This window comes from Methylobacterium nodulans ORS 2060 (assembly GCF_000022085.1).
Lineage (GTDB): Bacteria > Pseudomonadota > Alphaproteobacteria > Rhizobiales > Beijerinckiaceae > Methylobacterium > Methylobacterium nodulans.
Genome location: NC_011894.1, coordinates 1,972,288 through 1,992,694, shown reverse-complemented (window position 1 = coordinate 1,992,694; position 20,407 = coordinate 1,972,288). Strand labels below are relative to the sequence as shown.

Below are 20,407 nucleotides of genomic sequence, written 5' to 3'. Positions count from 1 at the left end.
GCGTGGGCGACTTCTCCTCTCTCGATCTCGCCGCAGTGGTGACCTTCCTCGTCGCCTGGATCGGCTACAGCGCCGCGGTCGAGAAGCGGCCCAGGAGCCGGGAGAGCCTCAACCAGATAATGAACCGGTATAGGCACGCCTGGACCGATCAGCTCGCTATGCGCGAGAACCGGGTGGTCGACACCACCATCAACGCCTCGCTGCAGAACGGCACCGCCTTCTTCGCCTCGACCTCGCTGATCGCGCTCGGCAGCGTGCTGACGCTGACGCGCTCGGCCGACGACGTGCTCACCCTGTTCGCCACCCTGCCCTTCGGCATGCAGACCACCCGCACCACCTGGGAGATCAAGGTGGCGGGGCTGGCGCTGATCTTCGTCTATGCGTTTTTCAAGTTCGCCTGGGCCTACCGGCTGTTCAACTACGGCGCCATCCTGATCGGCGCGGTGCCGCCGCGCGGCAGCGACCCGGAGGAAATCGGCCGCGCCGCAGGCCGCGCCGCGCGCATGAACGTGGTCGCGGGCGGCCACTTCAACCACGGCCAGCGGGCCTTCTTCTTCGCGCTCGCCTATCTGGGCTGGTTCGTCAGCCCCTACGTGCTGTTCGCCACCACGGCCGCCGTGGTCTATGTGATGGGGCGTCGCCAGTTCACCTCCGATGCGCTCCGCGCCCTGCAGGACACCGATGAGCCCGGACCGCCCCGATGACGCCGCCATCGCCGAGACCCTGCTCCGGCTCGTGGAGGAGCGGGGGCCCGGCCGGAGCGTCTGCCCCTCGGAGGTCGCCCGCGCGCTCGGCGGGCCGCATCCGGAGGGCTGGAGCCCGCTGATGCAGCCGGTCCGCCGGGAGGCGGTGCGTCTGATGAAGCAGGGCCGGATCGCGATTCTGCGCAAGGGGCGCGTGGTTCCCGATCCGGACGATTTTCGCGGCGTCTACCGCCTCGCGCTGCCGCGCTGATACCAACGGTCATTTTCAATGACCGTTGGTTCCGTTCTCGAATTTTCGCTAAGCCTCTTCAATAAAATCTCTGGCTTGGCACCGGAAATTCGAGATGGGTCAATGGCCCGATGCGTCAGCATCTTGGGCCATTGGTATGACTACTGGCCCGTCTCGGCCTCGTAGCGCGCCCTGGTCTCGGCATTCGGCGGATAGAGGCCGGGCAGCGGCACGCCCTTCTCCACCTCGCGCATGATCCAGAGTTCGAGCCGCTCCTGCTCGACGGCGGCGAGCGCCACATCCTGGGCGATGGCGGCCGGGATCACCACGGCGCCGTCCCCATCCGCCACGATGATGTCGTCCGGGAACACCGCGACGCCGCCGCAGCCGATCGGCTGGTTCCAGCCCACGAAGGTCAGGCCGGCGACGGAGGCCGGCGCCGCGACGCCCGCGCACCAGACCGGCAGGCCGGTGCCCGCGACGCCCTCGCCGTCGCGCATCACCCCGTCCGTGACCAGGGCGGCGACGCCCCGCTTCCGCATCCGCGCCGCCAGGATGTCGCCGAAGATGCCGGCCTCGGTGATGCCCATCGCGTCCACGACCGCGATACAGCCTTCGGGCATCGCCTCGATGGCGCCGCGGGTCGAGGTCGGGCTCGACCAGGATTCCGGCGTGGCGAGGTCCTCGCGCGCGGGCACGAAGCGCAGGGTGAAGGCCGGCCCGACCACGCGGGTGCCCGCCGCGAAGCGCGGCTGCGGCCCCTTCATCCAGCAGCGCCGGATGCCCTTCTTGAGCATCACCGTGGTGAGGGTCGCGGTGGTGACGGCCTGCAGCGCGTCGATCAGCGTCTTGTCGAGGGGCATGGCGGGGGTCCTATGGGCGGGGGCCCTGGGGAGGAAAGGCCTTCAGCGTAGGCCCATAGACGATGAACCTGCCGCGCAGAAGGCCCGCGGCCCCCGCCCTCCCGCGCAGGATCGACGGCGGCCGGGACCCGGAGCGCGGGCCGTCAGGTGATCGGCGTCGTCAGGACCGTGGCCGCCGCCGGGCGGGCGGCGACCCGTGCATACCAGGCCAGCAGATGCGGGCGGGGCTGCCGGTCGACGGCGAGATGCAGCCAGCGATGTGCCGCGCAGCCGAGCGCGATGTCGGCAGCCGTGAAGGCGTCGCCCACCGCGAAGCTGCGCCCCGCGAAATGCGCGTCGAGAATGGAGGCGGCCTCCTCGGTCGCGGCGACGGAGCGGGCGATGAGCCCGGCATCGCGCTCACCGGCGGGCACGCGGACCGTCTGCCAGAAGGCATCACGCATCGCGGGCGTGAAGGTGGTGGCCTGCCAGTCGAGCCACTGGTCGACATGGCCCCGCACCCGCAGGTCCTCCGGCCAGAGCGTGCCGCGCCCATGCCCGCTGGCGACGTAGCGCAGGATGGCGTTCGACTCCCACAGGACGTAGCCGTCCTCCTCGAGGACCGGCACGAGGCCGTTCGGGTTGAGGGCGAGATAAGCCGGCTCGCGCACCCGCCCGAAGGCGCCGCCCGCCTCCACCCGCTCGTAAGCGAGGCTCAGCTCCTCCAGCGCCCAGACCGCTTTCTGCACGTTGACGGAGCTCAAGCGTCCCCAGAGTCTGCGCATTGGCCCTCCTCCTCCGGCGGATAGGCGTGCTCGCGCCCGTCCGGATCGGTGACGGTCCAGCCCGCGCCCCGTGGCGCAAGGTAGCCCGGCCCCACCGGCACCTTGCCGTGTCCGCCCGGAATGTCGAGGACGTAAGTGGGCTGGCAGAGGCCCGAGACGCGTCCGCGCAGAATCCGCATCAGCGCCTGCCCCTCGGCGAGTCCGGTGCGGAAATGCCCCGTGCCGGGCGCGAGGTCGCCGTGGTGCAGGTAGTAGGGCTTCACCCGGTTCTCGACGAAGGCGCGCATCAAGAGGCCGAGCGTCTCGGCATCGTCGTTGACGCCCCGCAGCAGCACCGATTGCGACACCAGCGGGATCCCGGCATCGACGAGCCGCGCCAGGGCGGCGCGGGAAGCGGGCGTGAATTCCCGCGGGTGGTTGGCATGGAGCGCCACGAACACCGCCCGGCCGAAGGCCTTCAGGGCGGCGACGAGCGCCGCATCGACCCGGGCCGGATCGACCACCGGCACGCGGGTGTGGAGGCGCAGCACCCGGACATGCTCCATGCCCCCGAGCGCCGCGGCGATGCGCTCCAGGCGCCGGGGCGCGAGCAGGAAGGGGTCGCCCCCGGTCACCACCACTTCCCAGATCTCCGGCCGCGCCGCGATATAGGCGAGGGCCGCATCGAGCTCCGCCTCGCCGAGCGAGCCCACCCCTTTCGGCCCCACCACCTCGCGCCGGAAGCAGAACCGGCAATAGACCGGGCAGACATGGAGCGGCTTGAGCAGCACCCGGTCCGGGTAGCGGTGCACGATGCCCGGCAGCGGCGCATGCGCGTTGTCGCCGATCGGGTCCGCCCGCTCGCCGGGCGCTGTGTCCAGCTCCTCGGCGCTCGGCAGGAACTGGCGGCCGATCCCGTCCTCCGGCGCCTCGATCAGCTCGGCCATGTCGGGCGTGACCGCAACGGCGTAGCGCGCGGCCACCCGCTCCAGCTCGGGGAGCCGGGCGGCCGGCACCAGCCCCGCCGCGGCGAGGGCAGCGGGATCGCGCAGGGTCCGGCGGCTCACCGCGGCGCCTCCGCGACGGGGGTCCAGATCACCTCCTCGATCCGGCGGGCGCCCGTCGCCAGCATGACGAGCCGGTCGAAGCCGAGGGCGATGCCGCTCGCCTCGGGCATCCGGGCCAGCGCCGCCAGGAAATCCTCGTCGAGCGGGTAGCGCTCCCCGTAGATGCGCTCCTTCTCGTCCATCTCGGCCATGAAGCGGCGGCGCTGCTCGTCCGCATCCGTGAGTTCGCCGAAGGCGTTGGCGAGCTCGACCCCGCAACAATAGAGCTCGAACCGCTCGGCCACCCGCGGGTCGTGCGGGCTCGGGCGGGCGAGGGCCGCCTCGGGAATCGGGTACTCGCACAGGATCGTCGCCCGGCCCTGCCCGAGCTCCGGCTCGATGCGCTCGACGAGGACGCGGCTGAACAGGTCGGCCCAGGTATCGTCGGGAGCGGTGCGGATGCCGGCGCCCGCGACCGCCGCCTGGAAAGCCGCCCGGTCGGTGGTGCCGTCCGCCGCCACGGTGGCGAGGAGGTCGATGCCGGAAAAGCGCCAGAAGGCCTCCGCGACGGTGAGCCGCTCGGGCTCGGCGAGGGCGTCGGCCTCGCGGTCCCGAAACCGGAACCTGTCCGTGCCGGCCGTCTCGGCCGCGAGCGCGAGGAGCGCTGCGCAGTCGCGCATCAGCACGCCGTAGGGTTCGCCCACCCGGTACCATTCGAGGAGCGTGAATTCCGGATGGTGCAGCGGGCCGCGCTCCCGGTTGCGGTAGACGGGCGCGAAGCTCACGAGCCGCCGCTCGCCCGCGGCGAGAAGCTTCTTGCAGGCGAATTCGGGCGAGGTGTGGAGATAGAGCGGCATGCCCCGCCCGTCCGGCCCGATCGCCCGGGTGGCGAAGGCGGAAAGATGCGCCTCGTTGCCGGGCGAGACCTGGAGGGCGGCGGTGTCGACCTCGACGAAGCCGCGATCGGAAAACCAGGACCGCAGGGCCGCCTTGATGCGGTTGCGGGCAAGAAGGCGGGGGCGACGGTCAGCGTGGACATGGGGAGTCCACCAGGGGGAGACGGAGGTCATCGGTCGAACCGGTCGCGACTGGCGGTCGCGCGTCAGATGCGATAGGGCGGGCGCTCGGGCACCCGCAGCCGGCAGCGGCTTGCGGGACGCCGACCGATTCTGTCAACGCTCGCTCTTAGGACCCGACCCGTGAAGGTGATCGCCAGCTCGCTTCGCAAAGGCAACGTCGTCGAGAAGGACGGCCGCCTCTACGTGATCCTCTCCGCCGAGAACATCCATCCCGGCAAGGGCACCCCGGTGACCCAGCTCGACATGCGTCGCATCACCGATGGCGTGAAGGTCTCCGAGCGCTACCGCACCACCGAGCAGGTCGAGCGCGCCTTCGTGGAGGACCGGGAGCACACCTTCCTGTACTCGGACGGCGAGGGCTTCCACTTCATGAACCCCGAATCCTACGAGCAGGTGGCGGTGCCCGAGGACGTGATCGGCGACCAGGCCGCCTACCTGCAGGAGGGCATGGCGGTGATGCTCTCGCTCCACAACGGCGTGCCGCTCGCCATCGAGCTCCCCCAGCGGGTGACCCTCGAGGTCACCGAGACCGAGCCGGTCACCAAGGGCCAGACCGCCTCCTCCTCCTACAAGCCCGCCACGCTCTCGAACGGCGTGCGCACCCAGGTGCCGCCCCACATCACGGCGGGCACCCGCGTCGTCATCATGACGGCGGACGGCTCCTACGTGGAGCGCGCGAAGGACTGACGGTCCCTCCCCCTCATTCGGCCTGTTCCATGAAGCAGGCCTGAGAGAGCGCCACGGCCCGGGCGCGCTGCTCCTCCGTGAGCGCGCCCTGCTCGGCCGCCTGCCACAGCCCTTCCTCGCGCAGGCGCCCGAGCAGGCAGCGCGCTGCCACCCGGCAGCTTTCCGGGCTGCCTCCGGCCGTGGCGCAGTTGTCCCGGTAATCCCGCAGGAAGCTCGCCTCGCCCGCCCGGGGATGCGGCCCGGTCATCACCACCACGCCGGACAGGAGCCCGAGCAGCACCGGCTGGTGGACGAGGTAGAAAGCGAGGCTGTGCCGGCCGGCCCCCGCGAGGATCCGGCCGCCGCGGGATGAGGGCCTCCAGGCTCCCAGCCGGGACCGGGCGAGGCGCGGCAGGCCGATCCGCGCGAGGCAGATCCCCGCAAGAACGCAGCCGAACCAGGGAAACAGCGGCACGTAGTCGTTCGTGGACGGAACCGCGCGGCCGAGTCCGAGGAACAGCAGGGCCGGCGCGTCGAGCAGGGCCGGGGCCGCATCGCTCCGGGCGAGGATCGCAGGCGCCGCGAGCACGGCGAGCGCCGCCCCGGCGACGAGCCACGGGGGCAGCCGCAGGGCCGGCAGGGCGAGCAGGCTCGACAGGGCGATGCAGTGCAGGATCCCGAAGAAGATCCAGCTTTCCGGGAAGGCGATCCAGGTCGCGAGCGAGATCACCGCCGCGGCCGTCCCGATGCGCGCGATCCGGGCGAGGAAGGGCCGTGGCCGGAAGGTCTTGCCCTGCCCCAGGACGAGGCTCACGCCGACCAGGACCAGGAAGCTGCCGGCGATGCCGTGCGCGGCGGCCCGCCCGGCCGGCGTCAGCGCGGCATTCTCGGGGGTCAGCCGCAGGAAGCCGAGATCCCAGGTCAGGTGGTAGAGCGCCATGGCGACGAGCGCCGTGCCGCGGGCCGCGTCGACAATCGCGAACCGGCCGGCCGCCGGGGCGGCGAGGAGGCGGCGACCCAGCGCCGCGAGAACGGACATCACGGCAGCACCGGCTCCGCTTGGCCCGCCGCTCCTAGACGACGCGCCCAATCCGGTCGACCCCTGCGACACAACCGCGCGGCACCGGGAATCGCGGGAATCCAGCGTGCGGCGCCTGCACGCCGCCGTGGCGACCTGCCCGACCGGGATGCAGATCCGGCCGAGAATCGTCCCTGTTCCGCTGTCCGCGGTGCCGACCCGGCCAGGGATAAGGCAATGATTCGGGCTTTCCCGAAGTCATGACTTTGTTAAGCTCCGGGGTGAATCGCCACCCGCGATTCGGTGTGGGTTGCTTACGATGTCGGACGAATTCGGTTCAGGCCCGCTCGGCCCGAGGCCGGGGAGCATGTTCGAGACCAGCGCTCGACGCGCCGGCACGGACACCGAGACGGATGCGCCGCTCGACCTCGTGGAGATCAGCGGCCGCATCAAGTGGTTCGACGTCGCCAAGGGGTTCGGCTTCATCGTGCCGGACAACGGCGCTCCGGACGTGCTGCTGCATGTGACCTGCCTGCGGCGCGACGGCCATCAGAGCGCGAGCGAGGGCGCGCGCGTCGTCGTGGAGGCGGTGCAGCGGGCGCGCGGCTGGCAGGCTTTCCGGGTGATCTCCCTCGACCAGTCGACCGCGACGCATCCGGCGGAGCTGCCGATGCCGCGCACCCATGTCACGGTGGTGCCGACGAGCGGGCTCGAGACCGCGGTCGTGAAGTGGTTCAACCGGCTGCGCGGCTTCGGCTTCCTGAGCCGCGGCGACGGCACGCCGGACATCTTCGTCCACATGGAGACCCTGCGGCGCTACGGCATCGCCGAGCTGAAGCCCGGCGAAAAGGTCATGGTGCGCTATGGCGACGGCTCCAAGGGCCTGATGGCCGCCGAGGTGCGCCTGGCGGATGGCGCCCTGCCCGCCTCGCACTAGCGGTCAGCCCATGTCGATCCGGTTCGTGCGGCCCAGCGCCGCGGCGGCGCTCGCCGTCCTCGTCCTCGTCCTGGCGCTCGCGCCGTGGCCTCTGCGGGCCGAAGGTCCGACCGAGCCCCTCACCATCGTGTCCCGCAGCGGGCGCCACGCCTTCCAGGTGGAGGTGATGCGCGACGATGCCGGCCGCGCCCAGGGTCTGATGTTCCGCCGCAGCATGGCGCCGGATCACGGGATGCTGTTCGATTTCGCCCAGGTGGCGCCCGTCACCATGTGGATGAAGAACACCTACCTGCCCCTCGACATGCTGTTCATCCGGGCCGATGGCACCGTCGCCCGCATCGCCGCCGACACCGAGCCGCTCTCGACGCGGACGATCTCGTCCGGCGGACCGGTCCTGGCCGTGCTCGAACTCAATGCCGGCACGGCCGCGAAGCTCGGCCTGCGGCCCGGCGACAAGGTGGAGCACCCGCTGTTCAAGGGGCGGTAGACCGCCGCGGCCAAGGCACGTCTGGCTGACCTGCGCTAGCGGACGCCGCGCTCCCGAACATCTTCTGCATCATCAGTGGCAGCTTCGTTGACGTCTCAGCATTGGTGCGATTGGCAGCGCCAGCCGATATGCGTCCCACTTGACGACAGATGGCGTCGGCTTTCGACACAATGCGGACCTCTTGCCAGTTCGCGAGAGTGCCATCATCAGCGTCGCAAAAGTTGGATGCGAAACTGTCGTTTTAATCGGGAATTTTGCGACATGCACATGAGCATGGTCGGCTACCCTGCCCTTGTTAAGACCTCCGTTCTCAAGCTATAAATCAGCGAACAGGCTTGGCCCGCGCCTCCTCCCTCCCATTGGGGAAGTATCGTTCATACGGGGTATTGAGATCATCGAACCATCTGTTCGAGCGCCGCATAAGGAGGGATTGCGTTTCCTGCTCGGAATGGAGGTTCTTTGATGAAGCTGTCCGCTCCAATCTACCAACTGAAACGTCGAGCCAAGTTGATGGCTCGTGATGAAAAGATTCCGCTGCACACGGCGTTAGATCGCATAGCGCGCGAAAGGTTTTGCAGGGTGGAGCCTGCTTTCCGCCCGAGTTGCAAAGGGCGCGACGGCGAATGAAATGCTGTCCCGGCTTTCCGATGGCGATCTGCTCCTGCTGGGAGCACGGCCCGGACACGGAAAGACCCTGCTGGGGCTTCAGCTCTTGCTCGATGCCGTCCGCGACGGCAGGAAAGGTGTATTCTTCACGCTCGAATACACCGAGCAAGAGACCCGAGAGCGCATTCAGTCACTGGCGGGCGAAACGTCGAGTCTTGGTGATATTCTGGAAATCGTGACCTCTGACGATATTTGCGCAGACTATATCATCCGCCATCTTGCCGATGCCTCCCGTGGGACAGTCGCCGTTATCGACTATCTGCAAATTCTCGATCAACGGCGAAACAAGCCTGAGCTTTCCGAACAAATAGATGCCCTGCAAAGATTCGCGCGAAAGACCGGAATCGTTCTCGCCTTCATCACCCAGATTGACCGTTCATATGACCCAGAGACAAAGCCTCTGCCGGATATGCAAGACATACGCTTGCCCAACAAAGTAGATGTGGGCCTTTTCTCGAAAGCATGCTTCTTGCACGAAGGTAAGGTTCAGTTTCAAGCGATAGCCTGATATGCTGATCTGCCGGGGCGCTTACTTCGCGCTCCGGCAGGTTACGCCTTGTCACGAAAATCCTGATTTTCGCGGCTAAATCGACCGTACTGGGAACTCACGGGAAATTCTGTCGCAAAACACGCTCGCAAAAGTGGTTCACGAAAAGCTGATTTTTGCGACAGGCCAAAGGCGGCTCTCCACCCGTTTCAGACTCTGCGGGGACGGGGACGCCCTCAACGTGGTGAGGTTCAAGGCTCCGTGCTCTTACGGCGCCCGCAGCAACGCCCCCAGACTCCGCAGATACGCCTCCGGCAGCCCGGCCTCCCGGGCCGCCGCGATCACGCCCTGGAGATAGCCCGGCCGCGGCACGCCGCCCTGGCTCCGGCCGAGATAGACGAGCGCCCGGCGCACGCCCCCGTCCGTGACGACCGGCTGCTGCGCCTTGAGGTAGAGGCCGCTCGCCACACCCTCGTAGCGGTCGAGGGACGGCACATCGGCGAGCGCGAGGTCCCAGACGAGGCCCCAGACCGTCGCGCCGGGATCCCGCACCACCGAGGCGTAGCCCTCCCGCATGATCACGAAGCGGTGGCGGTGCAGGCGAGCGATGCCCCGCACCGTCGAGGCGGGGCAGCGCCGGGCCATGGCGGCCCGGTCCATGTTGGAGCCGTACGCGAAGTAGAGCGGCACGGCCCAGCCGCCCTCAGGCGAATTCGAGGATCACCGCATCGACCGCGAGGCTGTCGCCCTCCTTGGCCTGGATGGTCTGCACCGTGCCGTCGCGCTCGGCGCGCAGCACGTTCTCCATCTTCATGGCCTCGACGATGGCGAGCGGTTCGCCCGCCTTCACCTCCTGGCCGGGCGTAACCATGATGCTCTTCACGAGGCCGGGCATCGGGCAGAGCAGCTGCTTGCCCGAGCCGCCGACCTCCTTGATCGGCATCAGCGCCGCGAGCTCCGCCTCGCGCCGCGTGTAGACCCGCGCCTCGGCGGCCGCGCCCGCATGCTGCAGGAAGACGCCGTTGAGGAGGGGGCGCACCTGGATCGCCGCCCGGGCGCCGCCGATCGTGCCCGTCCAGACCGGCTCGCCCGGCCGCCACCCGCTCTCGACCGTCCAGGTCGTGCCGTCCGCGAAGGCGACCGCGATCCCGTTCGCCGGCCCTCGGCCGGCCTCGATCGTCTCCACCGTCGCCTCGAAGCGCTGGTCGCCGAGCCACACCACCCGGTCGCGCTCGAAGCGCAGGTGCTTGGGGTCGCGCATCTGGCCCGAGATGCCGCGCTTGCGCTCGTTGAGCACGTGGTCGATGACCGCCGCCGCCGCCACCATCCGCAGGGCTACCTCGCCCGCCGGCACCGGCGCCTCGAAGCCGTTCGGGAATTCCTCCGCGATGAAGCCGGTGGAGAGCCGGCCCTCCTGCCAGCGCGGATGCTGCATGAGCGCGGCGAGGAACGGGATGTTGTGGCGGATGCCGTCGATGGCGAAGGCGTCGAGGGCCTCTCCTTGCGCGCTGATCGCCTCGTCGCGGGTCGGCGCCCAGGTGACGAGCTTGGCGATCATCGGATCGTAGTGGATCGCGATCTCGCTCCCCTCCTCGACTCCGGTGTCCTTGCGGATGATGGCGCTGCCATGCGCGCCCTCCGCCGGCGGGCGGTAGGTGGTGAGCCGGCCGATCGAGGGCAGGAAGTTGCGGGTCGGGTCCTCGGCGTAGACGCGGCTCTCGACCGCCCAGCCGTCGAGTCTCACGTCGTCCTGGGTCAGCGGCAGCATCTCGCCGGCCGCCACCCGGATCATCAGCTCGACGAGATCGAGGCCGGTGATCATCTCGGTCACCGGGTGCTCCACCTGGAGCCGGGTGTTCATCTCCAGGAAGTAGAAGGACTTGTCCTGGCCGGCGACGAACTCGACGGTGCCGGCGGAATCGTAGTGCACCGCACGCGCCAGCGCGACCGCCTGCTCGCCCATCCTGCGGCGGGTCTCCTCGTCGAGGAGGGGCGACGGCGCCTCCTCGATGACCTTCTGGTTGCGGCGCTGGATCGAGCACTCGCGCTCGCCGAGATAGATCACGTTGCCGTGCTTGTCGCCGATGACCTGGATCTCGATGTGGCGCGGGTCGGTGATGAACTTCTCGATGAAGACCCGGTCGTCGCCGAAGGACGAGGCCGCCTCCGAGCGGGCGCGGGCGAAGCCCTCCGCCACCTCGGCCGCCGAATGCGCGATGCGCATGCCCTTGCCGCCGCCACCCGCCGAGGCCTTGATCATCACCGGATAGCCGATCTCGTCGGCGATCTGGACCGCATGCTCGGGGCTCTCGATCACGCCGAGGAAGCCCGGCACGGTCGAGACGCGTGCCGCGGAGGCCGCCTTCTTCGACTCGATCTTGTCGCCCATCGCGGCAATCGCGCCCGGGTTCGGGCCGATGAACACGATGCCGGCCTCGGCCAGCGCCTTCGGGAAGGCCTCGCGCTCGGAGAGGAAGCCGTAGCCCGGATGCACCGCCTGCGCGCCGGTCCTCTTGCAGGCCTCGATGATCTTCTCGATCACGAGGTAGGACTGGGCGGCGGGCGCGGGGCCGATATGGACGGCCTCGTCGGCGAGCGACACGTGCACCGCGTCCCGGTCGGCGTCGGAATAGACCGCGACCGTCTTGATCCCCATCCGCCGCGCCGTCTTGATGATGCGGCAGGCGATCTCGCCCCGGTTTGCGATCAGGATCTTGTCGAACATCGAAGCGCGCACTCGAGCCGTGAGAAGGACCAAGCCGGGCCGAAAATGCCCAAGCTCATTCCCGTTAATGCATCGGGGCGCGCCGCGAAAGCAGCGAAAAGGCGAGTCGGGCCGAAGGACCTGGCCCCGATTGGTCGAAGGTCGGGCGAGACACCGGCCGCTGCGGCGGCCGGCGTCAGGCCGCGAGCGCGACCGGGACGTCCGGCTCCTCCGCGCCGGCGCGCCGGCCGTTGAGGCGCAGCGCGAAGGCGACGAAGTCCGGGTCGGTCGTCTGGGCCTCCCGCACCACCTCGACGGCGATCCGGGCGCCCGTCCGGGTGGGACCGGTGCCGCAGGAGAGCGAGGCGGCGAGCCACCGGGCGGTGTCGGCGTCGATCCGGCCGGTCGGGCGCGTACCCCAGACCGCGAAATCGACCACGCAGGCGACCAGGAAATCGGAAAAATCCGGATCCGCCTCCGGCACCGCCCGATCGAGGCCGAGCAGCATATCGGCCTCCTCGCGGCACATCAGCCCATCCGGCAGCACCGTGCGGGCCAGTTCGCGCACGTCGTCATGCGAGATCGCGCCCTTGGCGACCATACGGTTGCAGAAGTCTTGCAGAGAAATCTGGATCATCTGTCGTGCCTCCCCGGCTTTTTTGATGCCGGTGTTTGTCCCTGTGTGAGAAGGACTATGCGCGACGGTGATCGCTTGAGCGGTTAACGCCGGAATCTGAATCCGTGTTCAGGTTAAGCCAAGGCAAGCAGGCAGCGTTGCGAAACGGTTTCGGCCCTGCCCGGCTTTAGAGCAGGATCCGTTCACGGTGGAACGGATCCTGCTCTTAGGTTTTTGATTTTGCCGCATTTTCTGCGACGAACCGGGATCCACCTCGTCGGAAAATGCTCTAGCGCACGATGACCCTCGCATCGAGGCCGACGCGGTTGTAGAGATCGACGACGTCGATGTTGCGCATCCGGATGCAGCCCGAGGAGGCCGCCTGCCCGATCCGCTCCGGCTCGTTGGTGCCGTGGATGCGGTAGAGCGTGTCGCGATTGCCGTCCGCGAGGTAGAGGGCGCGGGCGCCGAGCGGGTTCTCCGGCCCGCCCTTCATCGGGTGGACATGCGGCCAGCGCTTGACCATCTCGGCGGGCGGGTTCCAGTCCGGCCAGGCGGCCTTGCGGAACACCCGGGCGGTGCCAGTCCAGCCATAGGCCTCGTCGCCCACCGTCACGCCGTAGCGCACGGCCTTGCGGTCGGGGAGCACGTAGTAGAGCTGCCGCTCCTTCGTCTCGACCACAATGGTGCCGGGCGGCTCGCCGGTCGGATCGTCGGTGAGATAGCGGGCGAAGCGCGGATCGGCCTCGGCCTCCGGCACCATCGCCATCCAGGCGGCGTCCTGCGCGGACAGCGCCGGATCCGGAATGCTCTTGTAGCTGCAGCCGGAGAGCGCCAGGGCGGCGAGGACGAGGGCGTGACGGCGCATCGAAACAGGATCCCGCTCCCGGTCAGCCAGAGGACGTCATGGTTGACCGATGGTTACTCCTAAGGCTCGGCCGTTCGGCTGCGAAGTCGCAGCAAGCTCGCTCCAGCACGAATGCACGCATGTGTTGCGTCGCGGTCAGCCTCCTGCCACGTTGTATGCCACACTCACGGGAGGGGGCCCTCGGGCCAGGACAAGGCATGACGACGCTGTATCTCAGCCACCCGGCATCCCTCGACCACACCACGCCCCTCGGCCATCCCGAACGCCCCGATCGCATCCGGGTCATCGAGCAGGCGCTGGAGGATGAGCGGTTCTCCGCCCTGGTGCGCGAGCAGGCGCCGCGGGCGGAGCTCGCGGTCGCGACGCTCGCCCATCCGGAGGCCTATGTGGAGGCCATCGCCGAGGCCGCGCCCCAGGCCGGCCTGGTGGCGATCGATTCCGACACCGTGATGTCGCCCGGCACGCTCGAAGCGGTGCTGCGGTCGCTCGGGGCCGCCCGGCAGGCCGTCGACGAGGTGATGGCCGGCAAGGTCGCCAACGCCTTCGCGGCCATGCGTCCGCCCGGCCACCACGCCGAGCGGAGGCGGGCCATGGGCTTCTGCGTCTTCAACCAGGCGGCGGTCGCCGTCCGGCATGCCCAGAAGAGCTTCGGCGCGGAGCGCGTCGCCCTCGTGGATTGGGACGTCCATCACGGCAACGGCTCGCAGGACATCTTCTGGAGCGACCGTTCGGTGCTGTACTGCTCGACGCACCAGATGCCGCTCTACCCGGGCACGGGCGCCGCCTCCGAGCGGGGCGACCACGACACGATCGTGAACGTGCCCCTGCGCCCGGGCGACGACGGCGACCGCTTCCGCGAGGCATTCGAGCAGGGGATCCTGCCGCGGGTCGATGCCTTCCACCCGGACCTGATCGTGATCTCGGCGGGCTTCGATGCCCATTGGCGCGATCCGCTGGCCAATCTCCAGCTCACGGAGGCGGATTTCGCCTGGGCGACCCGCCGCCTCATGGCGATCGCCGACCGGCGCGCGGGCGGTCGGGTCGTGTCGGTCCTGGAGGGCGGTTACGACCTCGACGGATTGTCGAAGTCGGTCGCGGCCCATGTCGAGGCGCTGATGGGACACTGAATAGAAACGGACGTGAGTGGCAGCCGCCCCGCTCCTCATGATGCTGAGGTGCTGGCGATCGCAGATCGCGCAGGCTGCCTCGAAGCACGCCGGACCGGTGCTCCCATCCGCCAGAGCCTCGGACCAGCGCTCAGGCGTGCTTCGAGGCAGCCTGCGCGATCTGCGATCGCCAGCACCTCAGCGTGAGGACCCGTGGGGCTGCCATCGGGGGGCCTTGCGGCCAGTTTCGTCCGTCAGGGTCGGCAAAGGCCGGTGGAGAACTCATACCAACGGCCCAGGATGCTGCCGCGCATGCTCGCGCATCGGGCCGTTGACCCATCGCCGCCGAACCGGAGGACCGCCCGGAGGAGGTCGCTCAGCCGTCCAGCGGCTCGTCGCCCAGGAGTTCGATCCCGAAGCCCGACAGGCCGACATAGGAGCGCGAGGCGGTGGCGAGATTGCGGATCGAGACCACGCCGAGGTCGCGCAGGATCTGGGCCCCGAGCCCGACCTCGCGCCACTGGCGGACCCGGGCGGCCTCTGCGCCGTCGCCATGCTCCTCGCGGAAGCTCGTGAGCGGGACGCCCGCGGTGCCGTCGCGCAGATAGACCAGGACGCCGCGCCCCTCGTCGGCGAAGCGGCGCATGACGCACTCGATCACCCGGCCGCCCTCGATCACGTCGGCCACCACGTTCGAGCGGTGCAGGCGCACCAGCATGTCGCGCCCGTCGCCGATCCGCCCATGCACGAAGGCGAATTGCTGCATCGACTCGAAGGGCGTGGTGTAGGCATAGCCGGTCAGGCTTCCCCATTCGGTCTTCACCGGGAAGCTGCCGATCCGCTCGACGAGCTTCTCGCGGGCCTGCCGGTAGGCGATGAGCTCCGCCACCGAGATCTGGCGCAGGCCGTGCCTCTCGGCGAAGGCCTCGATCTGCGGCCCCTTCATCACCGTGCCGTCGTCGTTGGCGAGTTCGCAGATCACGCCGACCGGCGGCAGCTTCGCCAGCCGGCAGAGGTCGACCGCCGCCTCCGTGTGGCCGGAGCGCATCAGCACGCCGCCGTCCCGGGCGATGAGCGGGAAGATATGGCCCGGCCGCACGAAGTCCGCGGCGCCCATGTTGCCGTTGGCAAGCGCCCGCACGGTGTTGCAGCGCTGCTCGGCCGAGATGCCGGTGGTGAGCCCGTGCTTGACGTCGACCGTGACCGTGAAGGCGGTGCCGAGCGGCGCGTCGTTCGAGGCTACCATCGGCTCCAGGCGCAGGCGCTTGGCCTCCGCGCCCGTGATCGGCGCACAGACGATCCCGCAGGTGTTGCGGATGATGAAGGCCATCTTCTCCGGCGTGCAGAGGGAGGCCGCGACGACGAGATCGCCCTCGTTCTCGCGGTCGTCGTCATCGGTGACGATGACGATCTCGCCGCGGGCGAAGGCCTCGATGGTCTCGACGACGGAAGCGTGGGGCACGGGCATCTCCTGCCGTGGGGCGTTCAGGCCCAGGAAGTCGTTCGGCGTCACGGCGCCGCCAGTCTCGCGGGCGACGAGCGCCGCGGTCTCGCGCGACAGCCACGCAGCGGGATTGTTGCACAGGCCCGTCACCGCCGCGGGGGAGAGCCCGCAGCGCCGTGCGAAGTCGATGCGGGACACGCCCTGATGCCGAAGCCAGTCGCCGAGTTTCACGGGGCGATCATAGCCAGCGGCGGATTTCAGCGAAACTGAAATCGTCGCCGCACTTCAACCCTCTCGAAACGGCGCCCGCTCGCCCACCTGCCCACGGTGGCGCAGGTAATGATCGGCGAGCACGCAGGCCATCATCGCCTCGCCGACCGGCACGGCGCGGATGCCGACGCAGGGGTCGTGGCGCCCTTTCGTCACCACCTCGGCCGGCCGGTTGTCGCGGGTCACGCTGGCGCGGGGCGTCAGGATCGACGAGGTCGGCTTCACGGCGAAGCGGCAGACGATGGGCTGCCCGGACGAGATGCCGCCGAGGATCCCACCCGCATGGTTGGCGAGAAAAGCCGGCGCGCCGCCATTGCCGGGCCTCATCTCGTCGGCATTCTCCTCGCCCCGCAGGGTCGCTGCCGCGAAACCGTCGCCGATCTCAACGCCCTTGACCGCATTGATCGACATCATGGCGGCGGCGAGATCCGCATCGAGCTTGCCGTAGACCGGGGCGCCGAGGCCCGGCGGTACGCCCTCGGCCACCACCTCGATCACGGCGCCGATCGACGAGCCGTCCTTGCGGATCTCGTCCAGGATCTCCGCCCATTGCACAGCCGCCACTGCGTCCGGGCAGAAGAAGGGATTGTTGCCGACCTCGTTCCAATCGAAACGCGCCCGGTCGATGGCATGGGGCCCGAGCTGGACCAGAGCGCCCCGGATGGTGACGCCCGGCAGCACCTTGCGGGCGATGGCGCCCGCCGCGACCCGCGCCGCTGTCTCCCGGGCGGAGGAGCGCCCGCCCCCGCGATAGTCGCGGATGCCGTACTTGGCCTCGTAGGTGTAATCGGCATGGCCCGGCCGGTAGGTGTCGCGGATCTCGGAATAATCCTTCGAGCGCTGATCGACGTTCTCGATCATCAGCGCGATCGGCGTGCCGGTGGTGAGCTGGCGCCCGCCCGTGCGGTCGTCGGCAAAGACCCCCGACAGGATCCGAACCGTGTCGGGCTCGCGGCGCTGCGTCGTGAAGCGCGACTGGCCCGGCCGGCGCCGGTCGAGTTCCGCCTGGATCTCGGCGGCCTCCAGCGGGATGAGCGGCGGGCAGCCGTCCACCACGCAGCCGAGGGCCGGCCCGTGGCTCTCGCCGAAGGTCGTGACACGGAAGAGGTGGCCGAAGCTGTTGTGCGACATGATGGCGGTCTAGCGCGGGATGCGGGCGGGGACAAACGCCGCGATCACCCGGTCGTCATTCGGTCATGGCGGATGCAGGCCCGCAAGCCCGCCCCGCGCCTTCAGCGCCCGGTAGGCATCGAGCCCCGTCGCAAGGTCCCGGCGCAGCCGCCGCTCGTCATCGAGCGCGGCGAGGGCGTAGGTGACGCCCAGGATATGCGCCGCCTCGTAGCCCCGCGGCAGCTCGCCCGCAGCCCCGAGCCCGATCGCCGTCGCCGGCAGCCGCTCCGCGAAATCGGAGAGACGCGCCCGCAGGCGGGGGCCATCGGCGCGCAGGGCCGCCTCGGCCCGCATCCCATGCGCGCGGATCGCCGCCACCGTGCCCTGCGCCAGCGAGAGATGCACCGCCTCGCGGTCGGCCGGGAACAGGTAGACGAGGTAGAAGCCCTGCGTGGCGCTCGTGGTCACGGCCGGATCGAACACGGCGATCCAGGGCACCGCCGCCCAGTGCAGGCCCCGTCCGGGGCTGCCCTTGACGAGGAGCCCGGGCGCTCCGGCGGGAAGGGCGGCCCGCACCTCGTCGGGCGCTCCCCGGCGGATCACGTGGGCGAGGGGATGGCCGGGCAGCGGGTCGAGGCGCGCGAGCGGATATTCGCGGATGATCCGGCGCAGCGCGTGGCCGAGGCTCACGGCCGCGCCGTCACGCCCCCGGTCATCGGCGCGCTCACCCCGGTCGTCGACGGGAAGGTGATCGGCAGGCCGTTCCAGGCGCGCACCGCGAGATGCGCGAAAGCTTGCGCCTCCAGGAAGGCGGAGGACCAGCCGATCTCGTCGGCGGGCGTCACCTCGGCCCGCAGGTGATGGCGGAGCAGGCGCAGCATCTCGTCGTTGCGCGCCCCGCCCCCGGCCACGATCCAGCGCCGCGGGGGTTCGGACGCGAAATCGAGGGCGCGGGCGACGGCGCGAACCGTGAAGGCCGTGAGGGTCGCGGCACCGTCCTCGGTCGAGAGAGGGCCCACGAGCCTGTGCGAAAAAGAGTTCCGGTCGAGGGATTTGGGCGGGCGGCGGGTGAAATAGGGATGCACGAGAAGCCAGGCCAGCAGCGCCTCGTCGGGCCGGCCCGCGGCGGCGGTGCTCCCCCGCGCGTCGAAGGGCCGTGAGGCACGCTCGCTCATCCAGTCGTCGATCAGCGCGTTGCCCGGTCCGGTGTCGAAGGCGAGGAGATCGCCGTTGCCCGCGATCAGCGTGACATTGGCGACGCCGCCGATATTGAGGATCGCGAGGCTGCCCTCGAAGCCCGAGGCCCGGGCCAGGGCGCGGTGGAAGATCGGCACCAGCGGCGCCCCCTGCCCGCCCGCCGCGACGTCGGCCTGCCGGAAATCCGAGACGACCGGGATCCCGAGATGGCGGCTGAGCCGCGCGCCGTCGCCGATCTGCACGGTCAGCCCCTGGCCGGGCCGGTGGATCACGGTCTGGCCGTGGAAACCGATCAGGTCGATGTCGGCGGGCGTGAGGCCATTCTCGGTCAGGAAATTCTCGACGGCCTCGGCGTGGAGACGCGTCACGCGCTCCTCCGCCTCGCGCAGGCAGCCCGGCCGGTCGGTGCGCACAGCGATCGCCTCGGCCTCCGCCAGGGCCCGGCGCAGCAAGGCCCGGTCCTCGTCCGAATAGGCCCGGTAGCCGGTGGGGCCGAGCGGCCCGATGCGGCCGTTATGCCCGCGCCGCACCCGCACCGTCTCGCCGTCGCTCTCGATGAGCGCGACGTCGATGCCGTCGAGGGAGGTGCCGCTCATCAGGCCGATCGCCCGCATCATCATCCGCCCCCGTGCCTTTCGGGCCGCACGCTGCTATGAGCGCCGCGCATCCGATCGAGCTAGCACGGCGGCACGGGGTTGTCCTGCCGCCTCACGAGACCTTGACGCCCATGGCTGCGCCCATCGACTTCGCGCCCCGCTCCGACTTCCTGAAGGTCCTGTTCGAGCGCGGCTACGTCCACCAGTGCTCCGATTTCGCGGGCGTGGACGCGGCCGCCCGCGAGGGGCGGCTCACGGCCTATGTGGGCTATGACTGCACGGCCCCCTCGCTGCATATCGGGCACCTGCTCTCGATCATGATGCTGCATTGGCTGCAGGCGACGGGCGGCAAGCCCCTGGCGCTGATGGGCGGCGGCACGACGCGGGTCGGCGACCCCTCCGGCCGCGACGAGAGCCGCAAGATCCTGACGCTCGAGCAGATCGACGCCAACAAGGCCGAGATCCGCAAGACCTTCACGCGCTTCCTGCGCTTCGGCAAGGACCTGCGCGACGCGATCATGGCCGACAACGCCGAGTGGCTGACGCAGCTCAACTACATCGAGATGCTGCGCGACATCGGCCGCCACTTCTCTGTGAACCGCATGCTGTCGATGGACAGCGTGCGCCTACGGCTGGAGCGCGACCAGGAGCTGTCCTTCCTGGAATTCAACTACATGATCCTGCAGGCCTACGACTTCGTGGAGCTGAACCGCCGCTACGGCGTGACGCTGCAGATGGGCGGCTCGGACCAGTGGGGCAACATCATAACGGGCATCGATCTCGGACGGCGCCTCGGCACGCCGCAGCTCCACGCGCTCACCTGCCCGCTGATGACCACGGCCTCGGGCGCCAAGATGGGCAAGACGGCCTCGGGCGCGGTCTGGCTCAATCCCGACATGCTCTCGCCCTGGGATTACTGGCAGTTCTGGCGCAACACCGAGGACGCCGATGTCGGCCGCTTCCTGCGGCTGTTCACGCTGCTGCCGCTCGACGAGATCGACCGGCTCGCCGCGCTCGGCGGCGCCGAGATCAACGAGGCCAAGAAGGTGCTGGCGACCGAGGCGACGGCCCTGCTGCATGGCCGCGAGGCAGCCGAGGCCGCCGCCGAGACGGCGCGCCGCACCTTCGAGGAGGGCGCCGCGCCCGAGACCCTGCCGACCGTCGAGGTGCCGCGTGCCCTCCTCGCCGGGGGCCTCGGGGTGCTCACGGCCTTCGGGCCCGACCATGCCAAGCTCCTGCCCTCGACGAGCGAGGCGCGTCGCCAGGTGCGCAGCGGCGGCCTCAAGGTGAACGACGCCGCGGTCACGGATGAACGGGCGGTGCTCGGCGAGGCCGACCTCACCGCGGACGGCGTGATCAAGCTGTCCTTCGGCCGCAAGAAGCACGTGCTGCTGCGGCCGGTCTGATCCCTGCGGCCCAGGCTGCCGATGCAGCGGGTGCTGACGCATCAGGCCGTTAAATTGAAGCGGCCCTGCGTGGCGGCCGCCCCCTCTCCTCATGCTGAGGTGCTGCGTAGCAGCCTCGAAGCACTCCGGACCGGTGCTCCCATCCACCAGAGCCTCGGACCAGCG

Annotated in this window: 20 protein-coding genes and 1 pseudogene; 8 read left to right on the top strand and 13 right to left on the bottom strand. The window is 69.8% G+C overall.

Going from position 1 to position 20,407, the window contains the following annotated elements; genetic code table 11:
• The first annotated feature begins 2 nt into the window (after nt 1–2).
• Nucleotides 3–704, top strand: coding sequence for a DUF599 domain-containing protein (locus MNOD_RS09125; protein ID WP_015928570.1), 702 nt, complete (start codon nt 3–5; stop codon nt 702–704).
• Nucleotides 682–954 (top strand): DUF3253 domain-containing protein, encoded by a 273-nt coding sequence (locus MNOD_RS09120; protein ID WP_015928569.1) that lies wholly within the window; start codon nt 682–684, stop codon nt 952–954. The genes MNOD_RS09125 and MNOD_RS09120 overlap by 23 nt, the downstream gene beginning before the upstream one ends.
• 140 nt (nt 955–1,094) lie before the next feature.
• Here the strand turns inward: MNOD_RS09120 and MNOD_RS09115 are convergent, their stop codons facing one another.
• The 4 genes from MNOD_RS09115 to epmA form a co-directional block, all read right to left on the bottom strand.
• Complete coding sequence (locus MNOD_RS09115) at nt 1,095–1,796, bottom strand: ribonuclease activity regulator RraA (RefSeq protein WP_015928568.1); 702 nt, start codon at nt 1,794–1,796, stop codon at nt 1,095–1,097.
• 143 nt (nt 1,797–1,939) lie between these two features.
• On the bottom strand, nt 1,940–2,560 hold the full coding sequence (locus tag MNOD_RS09110; RefSeq protein ID WP_015928567.1) for a glutathione S-transferase family protein: 621 nt from the start codon (nt 2,558–2,560) through the stop codon (nt 1,940–1,942).
• The gene (locus MNOD_RS09105; protein ID WP_015928566.1) at nt 2,536–3,606 is read right to left on the bottom strand and encodes a lysine-2,3-aminomutase-like protein; all 1,071 of its coding nucleotides are present in this window, start codon (nt 3,604–3,606) and stop codon (nt 2,536–2,538) included. Before MNOD_RS09105 ends, MNOD_RS09110 begins: the two co-directional genes overlap by 25 nt.
• A complete protein-coding gene (gene epmA, locus MNOD_RS09100) occupies nt 3,603–4,655 on the bottom strand; it encodes an EF-P lysine aminoacylase EpmA (RefSeq protein WP_015928565.1) in 1,053 nt (350 codons plus the stop codon). The genes MNOD_RS09105 and epmA overlap by 4 nt, the downstream gene beginning before the upstream one ends.
• Nucleotides 4,656–4,784: 129 nt before the next feature.
• On the opposite strand from epmA, the gene efp reads away from it, so the two are divergent.
• A complete protein-coding gene (efp, locus tag MNOD_RS09095) occupies nt 4,785–5,351 on the top strand; it encodes an elongation factor P (RefSeq protein ID WP_015928564.1) in 567 nt (188 codons plus the stop codon).
• Between the two features lie 13 nt (nt 5,352–5,364).
• Here efp and MNOD_RS09090 read toward each other — a convergent pair whose 3' ends face one another.
• Nucleotides 5,365–6,369, bottom strand: coding sequence for an acetyltransferase domain-containing protein (locus MNOD_RS09090; RefSeq protein ID WP_015928563.1), 1,005 nt, complete (start codon nt 6,367–6,369; stop codon nt 5,365–5,367).
• A 298-nt stretch (nt 6,370–6,667) separates the two neighbouring features.
• Here MNOD_RS09090 and MNOD_RS09085 point away from each other — a divergent pair, with 298 nt between their 5' ends.
• The 3 genes and pseudogenes from MNOD_RS09085 to MNOD_RS09075 all read left to right on the top strand — a co-directional run bounded on the left by MNOD_RS09085 (nt 6,668) and on the right by MNOD_RS09075 (nt 8,946).
• On the top strand, nt 6,668–7,285 hold the full coding sequence (locus MNOD_RS09085) for a cold-shock protein (protein WP_043748370.1): 618 nt from the start codon (nt 6,668–6,670) through the stop codon (nt 7,283–7,285).
• Between the two features lie 10 nt (nt 7,286–7,295).
• Entirely contained in the window at nt 7,296–7,772 is a 477-nt protein-coding gene (locus tag MNOD_RS09080; RefSeq protein ID WP_043748367.1) for a DUF192 domain-containing protein, read from the top strand.
• A 462-nt stretch (nt 7,773–8,234) separates the two neighbouring features.
• Nucleotides 8,235–8,946, top strand: a pseudogene (locus tag MNOD_RS09075) (DNA helicase).
• 246 nt (nt 8,947–9,192) lie between these two features.
• On the opposite strand, the gene MNOD_RS09070 reads toward MNOD_RS09075, so the two are convergent.
• The 4 genes from MNOD_RS09070 to MNOD_RS09055 form a co-directional block, all read right to left on the bottom strand.
• A complete protein-coding gene (locus tag MNOD_RS09070) occupies nt 9,193–9,615 on the bottom strand; it encodes a gamma-glutamylcyclotransferase family protein (protein ID WP_015928560.1) in 423 nt (140 codons plus the stop codon).
• A gap of 13 nt (nt 9,616–9,628) precedes the next feature.
• The gene (locus tag MNOD_RS09065; RefSeq protein ID WP_015928559.1) at nt 9,629–11,650 is read right to left on the bottom strand and encodes an acetyl-CoA carboxylase biotin carboxylase subunit; all 2,022 of its coding nucleotides are present in this window, start codon (nt 11,648–11,650) and stop codon (nt 9,629–9,631) included.
• Nucleotides 11,651–11,825: 175 nt separating this feature from the next.
• Complete coding sequence (locus tag MNOD_RS09060; protein WP_015928558.1) at nt 11,826–12,266, bottom strand: hypothetical protein; 441 nt, start codon at nt 12,264–12,266, stop codon at nt 11,826–11,828.
• A gap of 268 nt (nt 12,267–12,534) precedes the next feature.
• A complete protein-coding gene (locus MNOD_RS09055) occupies nt 12,535–13,113 on the bottom strand; it encodes a L,D-transpeptidase (protein ID WP_015928557.1) in 579 nt (192 codons plus the stop codon).
• A 197-nt stretch (nt 13,114–13,310) separates the two neighbouring features.
• On the opposite strand from MNOD_RS09055, the gene MNOD_RS09050 reads away from it, so the two are divergent.
• Nucleotides 13,311–14,240: a histone deacetylase family protein gene (locus MNOD_RS09050; RefSeq protein WP_015928556.1), complete on the top strand. Its 930-nt coding sequence runs from the start codon at nt 13,311–13,313 to the stop codon at nt 14,238–14,240.
• Nucleotides 14,241–14,595: 355 nt separating this feature from the next.
• Here MNOD_RS09050 and ribB read toward each other — a convergent pair whose 3' ends face one another.
• From ribB to MNOD_RS09030, 4 genes are all read right to left on the bottom strand, one after another.
• On the bottom strand, nt 14,596–15,894 hold the full coding sequence (gene ribB, locus MNOD_RS09045; protein ID WP_015928555.1) for a 3,4-dihydroxy-2-butanone-4-phosphate synthase: 1,299 nt from the start codon (nt 15,892–15,894) through the stop codon (nt 14,596–14,598).
• Between the two features lie 54 nt (nt 15,895–15,948).
• Complete coding sequence (gene aroC / locus MNOD_RS09040) at nt 15,949–17,064, bottom strand: chorismate synthase (protein ID WP_015928554.1); 1,116 nt, start codon at nt 17,062–17,064, stop codon at nt 15,949–15,951.
• Nucleotides 17,065–17,127: 63 nt separating this feature from the next.
• The gene (locus MNOD_RS09035; protein ID WP_015928553.1) at nt 17,128–17,733 is read right to left on the bottom strand and encodes a DUF3578 domain-containing protein; all 606 of its coding nucleotides are present in this window, start codon (nt 17,731–17,733) and stop codon (nt 17,128–17,130) included.
• The gene (locus MNOD_RS09030) at nt 17,730–18,857 is read right to left on the bottom strand and encodes an anhydro-N-acetylmuramic acid kinase (RefSeq protein WP_043750738.1); all 1,128 of its coding nucleotides are present in this window, start codon (nt 18,855–18,857) and stop codon (nt 17,730–17,732) included. Before MNOD_RS09030 ends, MNOD_RS09035 begins: the two co-directional genes overlap by 4 nt.
• Before the next feature lie 110 nt (nt 18,858–18,967).
• Between MNOD_RS09030 and tyrS the strand changes: the two genes are divergently transcribed.
• The gene (gene tyrS / locus MNOD_RS09025) at nt 18,968–20,242 is read left to right on the top strand and encodes a tyrosine--tRNA ligase (protein WP_015928551.1); all 1,275 of its coding nucleotides are present in this window, start codon (nt 18,968–18,970) and stop codon (nt 20,240–20,242) included.
• Nucleotides 20,243–20,407: the final 165 nt, after the last annotated feature.